The following is a 12,749-nucleotide window of genomic DNA, read 5'->3' on the forward strand; positions in this document are numbered from 1 at the left end:
GTCGTCGGGCAACGGACTTTTCTGTGGCCCGCCGTGCGCGTTCCTGCCACACCCATCCCTGCCCACCCGTCCCCGTCACACCCGTTCACGTTCGCCCCGGATCCTTGCGCTCCCGCGCACCCCTCGCCGACGGTGTCCCCATGTCCGAGAACGACGCCGCCCAGACGCCCACCGAGACCACTGCGACGACCATCGGCGCCTCCGCCCCGCACTTCGAGACCCTCGCGATCCACGCCGGGCAGACCCCCGACTCCGAAACCGGTGCCCGCGCCCTGCCGATCTACCAGACCACGAGCTTCGTCTTCCCGAGCGCGAAGACGGCGGCCGACCGCTTCGGCCTCGCCGAGCTCGGCCCGATCTACACGCGGCTGACGAACCCCACCCAGGAGGCGGTCGAGAACCGGATCGCCGCGCTCGAAGGGGGAGTGGCCGGCCTGCTGGTCGCCTCCGGTCAGAGCGCGATCACGCTCGCGATCCTGAACCTCGCCCAGGCCGGCGACAGCATCGTCGCCTCCCCGAGCCTGTACGGCGGCGCGTACTCGCTGCTGAAGAACACGCTCAGCAAGCTCGGCATCGAGACCGTCTTCGTGGAGGACCCCGACGACCTCGACTCCTGGCGCGCCGCGGTGCGCCCGAACACGAAGGCCTTCTTCGCCGAGACCATCCCGAACCCCCGCCAGGACATCCTGCGCGTCGAGGAGGTCTCGGCCGTCGCCCACGAGGCCGGTGTCCCGCTGATCGTCGACAACACCGTCGCCACGCCCTACCTGCTGCGTCCGCTCGAGCACGGGGCCGACATCGTCGTGCACTCGGCGACGAAGTTCCTGGGCGGGCACGGCACCGCGATCGCCGGCGTGATCGTCGACGGCGGCTCCTTCGACTTCGCGGCGGAGCCGGAGCGCTTCCCGCTGCTGAACGAGCCCGACCCCGCGTACCACGGGCTCGTCTACACCTCGCTCGCGCCCGACCTGCCGCCGTATGCGATCCGAGCCCGCGTGGCCCTGCTGCGCGACCTCGGCCCCGCGCTCTCCCCGCACAGCGCCTTCCTCATCGCGCAGGGACTGGAGACGCTCCCGCTGCGCATCGAGCGGCATGTCGAGAACGCCGGCAAGGTCGCCGACCACCTGGCCACGAAGACCGGCGTCTCCTCGGTGGCCTACGCGGGCCGACCCGAGTCCCCGTACTACGACCGCGCCCAGAAATACCTGCCCCGCGGCGCGGGCTCGGTGCTGGGCTTCGTCCTGGAGGGCGGCCACGACGCCGGGGTCGCCTTCGTCGACGCCCTCGAGCTGCACTCGCACGTGGCCAACATCGGCGACGTGCGCAGCCTGGTGATCCACCCGGCCTCGACCACCCACTCCCAGCTCGAGGCCGACGAGCAGCGCGCCGCGGGCGTCGAGCCCGGCTTCGTGCGCCTCTCGGTGGGGCTCGAGCACATCGACGACATCCTCGCCGATCTCGACAAGGGGTTCGCGGCGATCGCGGACGTCTGAGGGGTGCAGGTCGACGGGGGCTGATCGACGGGTACCTGACCGACGGGTGAACGACGGGCCCACCGCGAGGTGAACATCCCGTTCCTCCCCAGGTCACGACGGGTGCCGGGGGTCTCACGCCGCCCCGCACCCGTCGCCGTCGGCGCCCCCTCCGTGAGACGCTGGGGCCGTGAACCCGGCCACCGATCATCCCAGCGACGCAGCATCCGCCACCGCGGCAGGCCCTCTCGAGGACTGGCCCCCGCGCTGGAGTCCGCGCGCGGTGGTGTTCGACTGCGACGGACTGCTCGTGGACACCGAGTCCGAGTGGCTCGCCACCCAGGCCCGCTACCTCGCCGTCCACGACGCCACGATCGACGAGGCGGAGCGTCGCGCGCTGACGGGGCGGAGCATCGAGACCGTCGTGCGGGCGCTCTCCGCCCACACGGGACAGGACCCGCTGGTCGCCGCCGACGAGCTGATGGAGATCCACCGTGAGGCCCTGAGCGATGCGGTGGGCGTCCTTCCCGGCGCCGTGGAGACAGTCCGCGCGATCGCCTCCCGGGTCCCCGTCGCGATCGCCTCGAACTCCCCGCGCGACCTCCTGGACGACGCGATCGAGGGCCTCGGGATCGCCGACGTGGTCACCACCAGCGTGAGCGTGGACGACGTCGCCGAGGGCAAGCCCGCCCCGGACATCTACGCCGAGGCAGCCGCCCGCCTCGGCGCCGACCCGGCCGAGACCCTCGCCTTCGAGGACTCCGAGACCGGTGCACGGGCCGCCCGGGCCGCAGGCCTGACCCTGATCGCCGTCCCCTCGATCCCCGGCCAGGAACCGGTCGCCGACCGCACCCTGGCCAGCCTCGAGGACCCCGACCTGCACACCTGGATCCGCACCTGGGAGACGACCCGATGACCACCTCCGCCACCGCTGCCGCCCCCGAGATCTTCGAGGAGGTCTTCGGTGCCTGGACCCCGCGCGCCGTCGTCTTCGACTGCGACGGCATGCTCCTGGACACCGAGGCCGCCTGGAGCCACCGCACCCAGCCCGCGGTCCTCGCCCGCTACGGCGTGGATCCGGCGGCCGCCGAGGACGCCCTTCCGCTGGGCCTGACCGTCCAGGACGCCTCGAAGGTCATCGCCGATCTCGCCGGCGCCCCCTACGAGGAGGTCCTCGAGGTAACCCGCGAGCGCTTCCGGGCCGACGTCGCCGGCGACCTCGAGGTGCTGCCGGGGGTGCGCGAGGTCCTCGCCGCCACCAGCGCGCGGGTCCCGATCGCGTGCGCCTCGAACTCCTGGCACGAGATGCTCGAGGACAAGCTGCGCCGGGCCGGGCTGCGTGACTTCTTCGAGGCCCTCGAGTCCACCGACACCGTCGAGCGCGGCAAGCCCTTCCCGGACATGTACGAGGCGGGCGCCCGTGCGCTCGGCGCCGAGCCGGCCCAGGCCCTCGCCTTCGAGGACTCGCACACGGGAGCGAGCGCGGCGCGCGCGGCCGGCCTGCGTCTGATCACGATCCCCCAGGCCGGTGAGGCGCCGCCCGCCGACCTGTCGCTGACCACGCTGGCAGACCCCCGCCTGCTGAGCTGGATCGAGACCTGGTGAAGGTCCGGACCGCGACCTGGTGAGGGAGCGGACCGCGACCTGGTGAGGCATCGGCCCCCTCGCGTCGGCGAGGAGCTCGGGGCCTCGTCACACGCGGACACACGCCCGCGTCGGCTCGGTCACGGGGCGGCCGCGGCGCCCCAGGTGGTGCCGATCCCGGTGTGACCGACCCGTCGGGCCACGGCGCGGGACTGGCACGGCCGCCGCGGCACGGTGTTGACTGGCGCCCATGACTTCACCAGGCGACCCCACCGACGCGCAGACCGCGGGCTCCGGCGCCGACGCCGCAGCCCCCGCCGGCAGCGCCGCAGACACCGGCGACGCCGCCACGAACGGTGGTGCCGCAGCGACAGGCGGTTCCTCGGTCCTCGACGGCGGCTGGCTGAACACCGGACCCATCACCCCGGCCACCCCCGTCACCCCGCCCACGGGGGAGAACCCCGAGGTGGCGACGGGGCACAGCGCGGGAGGCGCCCGTGACGTCCGCGTCCACGGCAGCCCCCTGCGCGGGCGCGGCTGGCTGAACACCGGCGGCGTCGAGCTGGACCTCGAGGACCTGCGTGGCAAGGTCGTCGTCCTGGACTTCTGGGCCTTCTGCTGCGTGAACTGCCTGCACGTGCTCGACGAACTGCGTCCCATCGAGGAGAAGTGGTCCGAGGAGCTCGTCGTCATCGGTGTGCACTCGCCGAAGTTCGAGTTCGAGAAGGACCCCGACGCGCTCGCGGCGAACATCGAGCGCTACGAGGTCACCCACCCGGTGCTCGACGACCCCGAGCTGTCCACCTGGAGCGAGTACGGAGCCCGCGCCTGGCCCACCCTGATCGTCCTGGACACCCATGGTCGGATCGCCGCGAACCTCTCCGGCGAGGGCCACGCGGACACCATCGACGCGCTGGCCGCCCAGCTCACCGCCGAGGCCGAGGCCGACGGCTCCCTGCGCCGCGGCCCCGCTCCCGCGGTGGTCGCCGACCGCGTCCCCCAGACCCTGCGCTACCCCTCCAAGGTCACCACCGTGGACGACGGCCGCCTGGTCGTCTCCGACGCCGGTCAGCACCGCCTGGTCGTCTTCGAGCCCGACGGCTCCACGGTCGACGAGGTCGTCGGCGAGGGCCGTCGCGGTCATGCCGACGGCGAGGGCGAGCAGGCCCGCTTCGCCGAGCCCAACGGCGTCCTCACACTGCCGCCGGAGGTCGCCGACGAGGTCGGTTACGAGCTCCTGGTGGCCGACAGCGCCGGACACCGCCTGCGCTCGGTGGAGCTGGGCCGCAGCCGCCTGCTGCGCTCGCGCACCACCTCCGTGGTCGGCACCGTCGCGGGCAACGGCGAGCAGTGGATGCAGGGGCAGCCGCTGCCGACCGGCGAGGGCGATCCGCTCGACTTCGCGCTCTCCACGCCGTGGGACCTGACCTGGTCCCACGTGCTGGACCGGGCCGTGATCACCATGGCCGGCATCCACCAGATCTGGACCTTCGACCCGCGCACCGGCTCCCTCGCCGTCCTCGCCGGCACCACCCAGGAGGGCCTCGTCGACGGCCCGCTCGTCTCCTCCTGGTGGGCGCAGCCCTCCGGGATCGACGAGATGAACGACGGCACCCTCGCCGTCGCCGACTCCGAGTCCTCCGCGATCCGTCTGCTGGACCCCCAGCGCCTGACCGTGCGCACCGTCGTCGGCAAGGGACTGTTCGACTTCGGCCACGTCGACGGCAGCGCCGACCACGCCCGCCTGCAGCACCCGCTGGGCGTGACCGTCCTGCCCGACGACCGCCTCGCCGTCTGCGACACCTACAACGGTGCGGTCCGGCTGATCGACCCCGCCGGGGCCGACGGCCAGGGCAGCGTCGTCACCGTCGCCCTCGATCTCGCCGAGCCCTCGGACGCGGTGGTCGGGGCGCCGATCGACGGGATCGGCCAGCTGATCGTCGTGGAGTCCGGCGCCCACCGCCTGACCTGGGTCCCGGTGGCGAAGGCCGCGGAGCGCGTGCTCGACGAGGGCGCTCAGCGGACCTCCCGCCCGGTCACCGAGGTCGGCCCGGGCACGCTCACCGTGCGGGTGCTGTTCACCCCGCCGCCCGGGCACAAGCTCGACGACTCGCTCGGCCCCTCGACGCAGGTCTCGATCTCCACGACGCCCACCTCGATGCTCACCTCCGGCTCGGGCACCTCGACGGCGCTCGAGCGCACCGTCGTGCTGGACCCCGCCTACTCCGACGGGGTGCTGCACGTGAACGCGCGGGCGGCCTCGTGCGACGCCGACCCGAGCGTGGAGTTCCCGGCCTGCCACATGCACCAGCAGGACTGGGGCGTCCCGATCCGCGTCGTGGACGGCGCCCCCGACGTCCTGGACCTCTCGCTGCTGGGCTGAGTCCGCACAGGCGGATCGCGTAGCCTCGGTCCCGCGGTCGGCGGCTCCCCGCCGAGCAGCCGGCCGCGGAGGACCGGGCTCCCTCGGTCGGCCGACGACCCGCGGCCCCTCCGGGGCGCGCTTCCCACCTGGCAGGAGAATCCGTGGAGTTCATCACCGATTTCGCCCTCGGGGACGACATCGCCGTGCTGCTGATCGTTCTCGGCGTGCTCGCCGTCGCCGCGATCGTGCTCGGGGCGCTGATACCGCCCCGCCTGGCCCACCACGGCGCGGCGATCGCGCGGCGCCGTGCCGAGAGCCGTGAGGACACGGACGAGGCAGAGGACGAGGACGGCGTCGCTGCGCGCGCAGTCGGCGCGGACGAGGATCCCGACGACGCCGACGAGGACATCGCTCCCGCCGACGAGGACGACCCGGACCTGCTGACCGAGGAGGACTCGGACACCGGGGACCCGGCGATCGACCGCCACCTGGGCAGCCGTCTGGGCTCCCTCGTCACCAGCGCCACGGTCGTCGCCACCTGGGTCGGCGTCCCCGCGGCGCTGCTGCTCCTGCTGGTGCCCGGCTCGACCGACGTGCGCGTCCTGCGCCTGGGCTTCTTCCTCGTCGGCCTGATGGCGGGACCCCTCGCCGCCTGGCGTGCGAGCGGCATGATGATGAGCGCCTTCGGCATCGCCCCGAGCGACCGCCCCCGGGCGATCTCCCGCTTCGGCGGCCTGTTCGTCGCCTCCTCGCTGGGCATCGCCGCCCTCCCGATCGCGCTGGCCCTGTACTTCATGCACCAGGCGGCGGCCTCCCCGCTGATCGCCTACGCCGCGGGTGCCGCGGTCTTCGCGCTCGCCCTGCACGCGATCGCCTCCCTCGCCCACACCACCGGGCACGCCGCCACCATGCTCGTCGGCTCCGACGAGAACGAGATCCACGCCGAGGACGAGACCAACCCCGGCGGCCCCCACCTGCGCCTCGCCCAGGTGCTGCGCCGCGGGCCCGCCCGCAGCGCGACGCTGGTCGCGCTCACCGCGGCCCTGACCGCGGCGAGCGTGCGCGTGTCGGTGCCCGTCTTCGGCGCCCAGGGGATCGGCGTGACCGTGCTGGGTCTCGCCGTCGCCATCGCCGTGGCGCTCGCCGTCGCCGTGTTCCCGCACCTCGGCCGCGCGGGCCGCGAGCGCACGGCCCTGCGGGCCGGCCAGCTCGTGCCCGCCCTGCTGAGCGTCGGCGGGATGGTCGCGGGCGTCGCCCTCTGGCTGCCCTCGGCCTACAAGGGCCTGCGCTTCGACTCCGTCGGGCTGGGGCAGTTCACCGACAAGGCCATCACCGGATCGGACAAGCCCGTCGCGCGCTCGGAGATCGTGGGGCAGATCGAGTCGGCGATCGGCGACATGTCGCAGTGGATCTCCTCGACCGACGAGTCGCAGTACGCCACGACGTTCCTGAACACGCTCACGCTGTACAAGACCCACCCGCAGGTGCTCGCGGCCCTCGCGATCGCGAGCGGCGCGATCATCACGCTCGCGGCGCAGCTGATCGTCTCGCGGGTGCTGAACCCGCACGAGGCCACCGCCCTGCGCGCCGCCCGCAGCAGCCGCACGGGCGGCGCCCTCGGGGCCGTCACCGTGCTGGGCAGCGCCGCCCTCGCGACCTCCGGCATCCTCGCCCTCGGCGGGCTCGTGCTCGCGGTGGTGACCGTGCTCGCCGCCGGCGTCACCAGCCTCGCGCTCTCGCTCGTCGCCTTCGCGGGCGTGGGCGGCCTCGTGGTGATCGCCGCGAGCTCCGCGCTGCACACCTCCGGTGCCTTCGCGGACCGTCCGGGGACCGCCGAGCCGTGGCGCGCCGCCAGCCGCACCGGCGGCGCCGAGACCGCCGTCGGCATCCAGGTCGCCAGCGCGCTGGCCGCGCTGCCGTTCCTCTCCACGATCGTCGGCGCGGTCGCCGGCGCGGACCGCGCCAAGACCGTGTGGGAGGACCGTGCCCTGCACGCCCTCACCCCCGACTCGACGGCCGTGCTGGGCGGCATCGCGCTCGCCCTGATCACCCTCGTGCTGATCGCCTCCACCCTCCTGCACGGCCTGCGCCGCCTGGGCGTCGCCTCGGTGGTCGAGACCCGCACCGCGATCCTCGATCAGCGCGAGAGCGTCGACTTCGTGGACCTCGGGACGACCTCGCGCCGGGCCGCCCTCGCGCCGGTCGCGATCTCCGCCCTGATGCCCGTCGTCGCCGGCTTCGCCTTCGGCCCGTCGGCCCTGCCGGCGTACGTCGGCGGCCTCGTGCTGTTCGCGCTCGGTGCCGCCGTCTGGTCCACGATCTCGGCGGGCCTGGGCACCGCCTCGGTGCGGGTCATCGAGTCCGGCCGCTACGGCGGGCCCGGCTCCTGGGGTCACTCGGGCGCGCTGGGCACCACGGTGCTGGTGGGCGCGCTGCGCAACGCGCTCGGCAGCTTCGTCTCGATGGCCGCGCTCGTGGGCACCCTGGTCGGCGTGCTCTCGGTGGCCTCGATGGTCAACGCGATGATCGACGGGACCAACGAGTTCCTGCGCTGGGGCGTCGCCCTGATCGCCCTGCTCGCCATCGGAGCCAGCTGGGTGTACGCGATCACCGCCGCCCAGACGGACCTCGAGGACGAGCTGGGGGAGACCTCGAAGCCCCTGTTCGCCCGGGCCGACGAGGACGAGGACGACGACGGGACCGACCCCCTGCTCATGGACTGGGACGACGAGGACGACGAGTCCGTCGCCGCCTCGCCGCGATCCCGTCGGCAGAAGGGCTCGGACCGGACGACGGCCGGCAGCGGATCGGCGCAGTCCCGCGGCTCGAAGAGCGGTGCGGGCTCCGGCAAGGGCGGGCGCGGGAAAAAGAAGAAGAAGCGCTGATCGTCCCGTCGCCCGGCGGCCGTCAGACCTTCGCGCCGACCGCGCGCTGGATGAAGCGCACGAGTTCCGTCTCGTCGGTGCCCTTGGGCAGGTCCCGGCCGATCAGCATCGCGTTGATGATGCGCAGCGTCGCCTCGATGTCGAGATCGGCGGCGAAATCTCCCGTGGCGATGCCCTCCTCGAGGATCGAGCTGAGCACGCGCTCGATCAGGACCACGTGCTCGCGCATGCGGCGGGCGATCTCGGGATCCAGGTTCACGCGGCCGCGGGTGCTGGAGAGGTGGAAGGACGAGCTCAGCCCCAGCTGCGTGCGCACGTACAGCTCGATCGCCTCGATCGGCGTGGAGGCGCCGCGGATGCCCTCCTGCAGCTGATCGAGGTAGTCGCTGGTCTCGTGCATCGTGTACTCGACCAGGAGCGTGTCCTTGTCGGGGAAGTGGTTGTACATCGCCGTGCGCCCGACCTGGGCCTCCTCGGCGATCCGGGAGAAGGTGATGTCCTCGAAGGGATCCGTCGCCATGAGCTCGCCGAGAGCGGCGAAGATCTTCTCGCGCGTCCGCTCGCGATGCTCCTCCAGGGAGCCTCCGATGATCTTGGGCATGGACATATTCTTGCACCGTGTCAGCTCGATTCCGCCCGTGAGCGTGAACTTCGCTCCGGGCGGACTAGACTCACCGGCGTGATCGACGTGGACATCGCCCGCCGCCTCCGGGACTTCGGCCTGTCATGGGACCCTGCCGAGGGCGACCGCTTCGCGATCGACGTGCCCGATCTGCGCGAGCAGACCTTCCTGCTCTCCTCGATGGTGGTCGAGCCGGGGCGCGGCCGCCGGGGCGAGCCCCTCCTGAAGTTCAACGGCACCACCGAGTGGGCGCTCGACTCGATCGAGGAGGGCGAGGCGGTCTGGATCCCCCGGGAGGACCAGCTGCGCGATGCTCTCGGCGAGACCTTCGTCGGCCTGCGTCGTGAGCGCTCCGAGTCCGGGCGTGAGGTCCACGTGGTCTCCCTCGCCGGACCCGAGGAGCCGCGGGAGATCCGCGCCGGCCGCGCCGAGGACGCCTATGCGGGAGCGCTGCTGGTGCAGCTCGAGGAGCGTGCGCACCACGGGGGGAGCTGACGCGCGGTCACGGCTGATCCGTGCTCACTCCAGAACGGTCCCCTTCGCCGCGATCGGTTCCTGCCTCGGCGGCTGTTCACCGGCCGGACGGGTTCGCGTCCTGGTCCGACGGGATGGACGTCGGCCGGGCGGCGAACCGCTGCCGGGCATCCTCGGTGACGGGGGAGAACAGGTTCACGAGATTGCCGTCCGGATCGCGCAGCAGCGCGGAGCGGTTCCCCCACGGCATGTCGGTCGGCTCCTGGACCCAGGACCCGACGTGCGGGCGTAGCCGCGCGACCTCCGCGTCGACGTCCTGGACGCGCAGCTCGAGGATCGCCGTGCGATTGGAGGCGGCCTGGGCGACGTCCTCCCCGAACAGGGCGAGAGTCTGCGTGTGCCCGATCGCGAGGGTGGCCAGCGGCGTCACGAACTCGGCGAAGACCGGCGCGGGCCGGGAGGCGGGAACGCCCGTCACCTGCTCGTAGAACGTGACCATGCGGTCCAGGTCGTCGGTGATGAGGCGGACGGATGCGAACTCCATGAGCTTCTCCTCGGAGCGGAACGGTCTGGGGCCGGGCGACGTGACGAGCAGTGGCGTGACGACCAATGGCGTGACGACCAAGGAGGTGACGATCCGTGGCGAGGTGATCTGCGTCGGCCCGGTGCGGTAGAACGCTACGCTACTGTAGCGTAGCGATACGTCAAGGGTCGGGCAGATGCCGGAAGGGGCGTCGACGCATGAGCGAGGAGCCGAGGGTGGGTCACGCCAACGCAACGAGCGAGACGGCGAGCGGGGCGGGGGAGCAGGGTGACGGGCTGTCGGCCCGCTCCCGCCGGTCGCGAGCCGTCATCCTCGACGCGGCCGCGGAACTCCTGGTCGACGGGGGAGTGGGTGGGTTCACCGTCGACGCGGTCTCGCGCCGATCCGGCGTCGCCAAGACGACGATCTACCGTCACTGGCCCACGCGGGAGAGTCTCGTCCTGGATGCCTGCGCGCGTCTCGACGCCGAGTACGACGTGCCGGACACCGGGACCCTCGGGCAGGACCTCCGGGCCTTCGCGGGGGACATCGCCGGGATGCTCCAGGAGGCGGAGTGGGCCTCGGTGCTCCCCTCGATCGTCGATGCGGCCGAGCGCAGCAGCGAGTTCGCGGCGCTGCACGCGGAGATCCAGCGCCGGCACGCGGCGCCGGTGACGGTCATGCTCGAGCGTGCGATCGCACGTGGCGAGCTCGACGCGGAGCCGGAGTCGACCGTGGTCGCCGCCTCGATCCTGGGGCCGCTCTTCTATCGCCGATGGTTCTCGCGCGAGCCGCTGGACGAGGGTTTCCTCGACACGGTCGTGCGGCAGGCGGTCGGGGGTGTCGGGGCTCGGCTCTGACCATGGTCGGTGTCGGTGTCGGTGTCGGTGTCGGTGTCGGTGTCGAGGCCGGAGCCGGAGCCGGAGCCGGTGACCCGGGATCCTGGAGCTGGAAGCCGGACAGCAAGAAGCTCCCCGGACGATCGTCCGGGGAGCTTCTGTCGTGCCGCTTCGGCGCGCGGAGCGGGTGACGGGAATCGAACCCGCGCTGTCAGCTTGGGAAGCTGAAGTTCTACCATTGAACTACACCCGCGTATCCGTCTCGACCTGCTGGAACATGCCATCGGCGAGGCGAACGGGGTCCAGCATAGCGTGCGATGGGCGCCCATGCGAAAACGCCCGCGGACCGCTGCCGCGCACGTCACGCGTGCGCGGCGGAATCGGTGGCCGGGCGGCGTGGGATCCGCCGGGGGACTGCCGGTGGGACCGGTGCCGCCCGCGCCCGGGCTCCCGATAGGCTGGCCCCGTGCTGCTGAGCGACAACGACATCCGAGCCGAGATCGACGGCGGTCGCGTCCGCCTGGACCCGTTCGACCCCGAGATGGTGCAGCCGGCCTCCGTGGACGTGCGCATCGACCGGTTCTTCCGGCTCTTCGACAATCACAAGTACGCGATGATCGACCCCGCGGTCGAGCAGTCGGGACTCACTCGCGAGGTCGCGGTCGACCCCGAGGAGCCGTACATGCTGCACCCGGGGGAGTTCGTGCTCGCCTCCACGTACGAGCAGGTCACCCTGCCGGAGGACGTCGCCGCGCGCCTCGAGGGCAAGAGCTCGCTGGGGCGACTGGGCCTGCTCACCCACTCCACCGCGGGCTTCATCGACCCCGGGTTCACCGGGCACATCACCCTCGAGCTCTCGAACATGGCGACCCTCCCCGTCGCGCTGTGGCCGGGCATGAAGATCGGCCAGCTGTGCTTCTTCCGCCTGTCCTCCGCGGCGCAGAGCCCCTACGGCAGCGAGGGCAACCTCAATCGCTACAGCGGCCAGCGCGGGCCCACCGCTTCCCGCTCCCACCTGAACTTCCACCGCACCCTGATCCCCGTGGAGCGTGAGGCGACCGATGGTCGCTGAGCAGGCGACCTCCGAGGAGATCGCCTCGCACCGACTCCAGCTGCCCCACGGCACGCCCGCGGAGTCGGTGCTGATGATGGTCCGCAACGTGATCCCCCGCGCCGAGATCGCCGACGGCGTCATCGACCTCGGTGACGGTGCCGTGCTGGAGGAGGACGCTCGTCGGCCGGCTCGCTGGACGCTTCGCACGCCGCGGATCCGTGACACCGAGCCGGCATCCGGGCGCCCCGATTCCCATGGGTACGGCCGTGCCTTCGCCGAGGGCATGCCGTACGGCCAGGAGCACGCGATGCTCGACCTGATCTGGTCGCTCGCGCGGCGCCTGGAGGGGGCCGTGGTCACCGACTCCCACCATCGGCTCGAGCCGCATCCCTGTCACGTCCGCGATCTCACGGTGACCAGCCCGCACGCGCTCGACCCCGAGGATCTGCTCGAGCTGCTGCACGCTGTCGAGGCAGACGCGCAGCTGGTCCGTCCGCCGGCCGGCGCGGAGACCACGAGCTTCGTGGTGCGCATCCCGCTCGGTGTGCCCGAGACGGGGGCGGGGATCCGGACCTCGGGGGCCGGGTCCGTGCTGATCGACGCCGACGAGGACGAGCCCGAGGAGGAGATCCACGTGCGCGTGGGCCCCACGGGCGCGCCCACCGCCCTCGGGGCGCTGCCCTGGCTCGAGGACGCAGTGGATTACGCGATCGTGCATCTCCCGCTCGACGAGGCCGAGAACGAGACCGATCTGCCCGACGCCGCGACCGCAGAGCGGTGGGCGGAGATCTACCGGCGCATCGGACGGATCGCCGGCGTGCTCGCCGAGACCGTCGGCGGGTACGTGACCGACCTCGAGGGGTTCCTGGTCGATCCGGCTGATCTGGCGTGATACCGGGCTGAGCAGGCCTGACGCGCCGCTGTCGGGCGG

Annotated in this window: 12 protein-coding genes and 1 tRNA gene; 10 read left to right on the plus strand and 3 right to left on the minus strand. The window is 72.6% G+C overall.

Annotation, left to right across the window (positions count from 1 at the left end):
• The first annotated feature begins 140 nt into the window (after positions 1–140).
• The 5 genes from DEO23_RS06300 to DEO23_RS06320 all read left to right on the plus strand — a co-directional run bounded on the left by DEO23_RS06300 (position 141) and on the right by DEO23_RS06320 (position 8,306).
• Complete coding sequence (locus DEO23_RS06300; protein WP_109275158.1) at positions 141–1,493, plus strand: bifunctional o-acetylhomoserine/o-acetylserine sulfhydrylase; 1,353 nt, start codon at positions 141–143, stop codon at positions 1,491–1,493.
• A gap of 169 nt (positions 1,494–1,662) precedes the next feature.
• Positions 1,663–2,388, plus strand: coding sequence for an HAD family hydrolase (locus tag DEO23_RS06305; RefSeq protein WP_240613252.1), 726 nt, complete (start codon positions 1,663–1,665; stop codon positions 2,386–2,388).
• Complete coding sequence (locus tag DEO23_RS06310; RefSeq protein ID WP_109275159.1) at positions 2,385–3,077, plus strand: HAD family hydrolase; 693 nt, start codon at positions 2,385–2,387, stop codon at positions 3,075–3,077. The genes DEO23_RS06305 and DEO23_RS06310 overlap by 4 nt, the downstream gene beginning before the upstream one ends.
• 229 nt (positions 3,078–3,306) lie before the next feature.
• Complete coding sequence (locus DEO23_RS06315) at positions 3,307–5,439, plus strand: thioredoxin-like domain-containing protein (RefSeq protein WP_205678883.1); 2,133 nt, start codon at positions 3,307–3,309, stop codon at positions 5,437–5,439.
• Between the two features lie 143 nt (positions 5,440–5,582).
• Positions 5,583–8,306 carry a pyrophosphatase gene (locus DEO23_RS06320; protein WP_109275160.1) on the plus strand — a complete coding sequence of 908 codons (2,724 nt, stop codon included), beginning with the start codon at positions 5,583–5,585 and terminating at the stop codon, positions 8,304–8,306.
• Between the two features lie 22 nt (positions 8,307–8,328).
• On the opposite strand, the gene DEO23_RS06325 is transcribed toward DEO23_RS06320, so the two are convergent.
• Positions 8,329–8,907 carry a TetR/AcrR family transcriptional regulator gene (locus DEO23_RS06325; RefSeq protein WP_109275161.1) on the minus strand — a complete coding sequence of 193 codons (579 nt, stop codon included), beginning with the start codon at positions 8,905–8,907 and terminating at the stop codon, positions 8,329–8,331.
• A gap of 78 nt (positions 8,908–8,985) precedes the next feature.
• Between DEO23_RS06325 and DEO23_RS06330 the strand changes: the two genes are divergently transcribed.
• Positions 8,986–9,423, plus strand: a complete 438-nt coding sequence (locus DEO23_RS06330) for a hypothetical protein (RefSeq protein WP_109275162.1) — start codon at positions 8,986–8,988, stop codon at positions 9,421–9,423.
• Positions 9,424–9,499: 76 nt separating this feature from the next.
• On the opposite strand, the gene DEO23_RS06335 is transcribed toward DEO23_RS06330, so the two are convergent.
• Complete coding sequence (locus DEO23_RS06335) at positions 9,500–9,946, minus strand: VOC family protein (protein WP_109275163.1); 447 nt, start codon at positions 9,944–9,946, stop codon at positions 9,500–9,502.
• Here DEO23_RS06335 and DEO23_RS16505 point away from each other — a divergent pair.
• A complete protein-coding gene (locus DEO23_RS16505; RefSeq protein WP_276309442.1) occupies positions 9,945–10,076 on the plus strand; it encodes a hypothetical protein in 132 nt (43 codons plus the stop codon). The genes DEO23_RS06335 and DEO23_RS16505 overlap by 2 nt on opposite strands.
• Positions 10,077–10,143: 67 nt before the next feature.
• On the plus strand, positions 10,144–10,785 hold the full coding sequence (locus DEO23_RS06340) for a TetR/AcrR family transcriptional regulator (protein WP_109275164.1): 642 nt from the start codon (positions 10,144–10,146) through the stop codon (positions 10,783–10,785).
• Between the two features lie 161 nt (positions 10,786–10,946).
• On the opposite strand, the gene DEO23_RS06345 is transcribed toward DEO23_RS06340, so the two are convergent.
• Positions 10,947–11,017, minus strand: a tRNA-Gly gene (locus DEO23_RS06345).
• A gap of 213 nt (positions 11,018–11,230) precedes the next feature.
• On the opposite strand from DEO23_RS06345, the gene dcd reads away from it, so the two are divergent.
• A complete protein-coding gene (gene dcd / locus DEO23_RS06350; RefSeq protein ID WP_109275165.1) occupies positions 11,231–11,836 on the plus strand; it encodes a dCTP deaminase in 606 nt (201 codons plus the stop codon).
• Positions 11,826–12,710 carry a hypothetical protein gene (locus DEO23_RS06355; protein ID WP_109275166.1) on the plus strand — a complete coding sequence of 295 codons (885 nt, stop codon included), beginning with the start codon at positions 11,826–11,828 and terminating at the stop codon, positions 12,708–12,710. Before dcd ends, DEO23_RS06355 begins: the two co-directional genes overlap by 11 nt.
• The last annotated feature ends 39 nt before the right edge of the window (positions 12,711–12,749 follow it).

The organism is Brachybacterium endophyticum, assembly GCF_003130585.1.
Taxonomy (GTDB): domain Bacteria; phylum Actinomycetota; class Actinomycetes; order Actinomycetales; family Dermabacteraceae; genus Brachybacterium; species Brachybacterium endophyticum.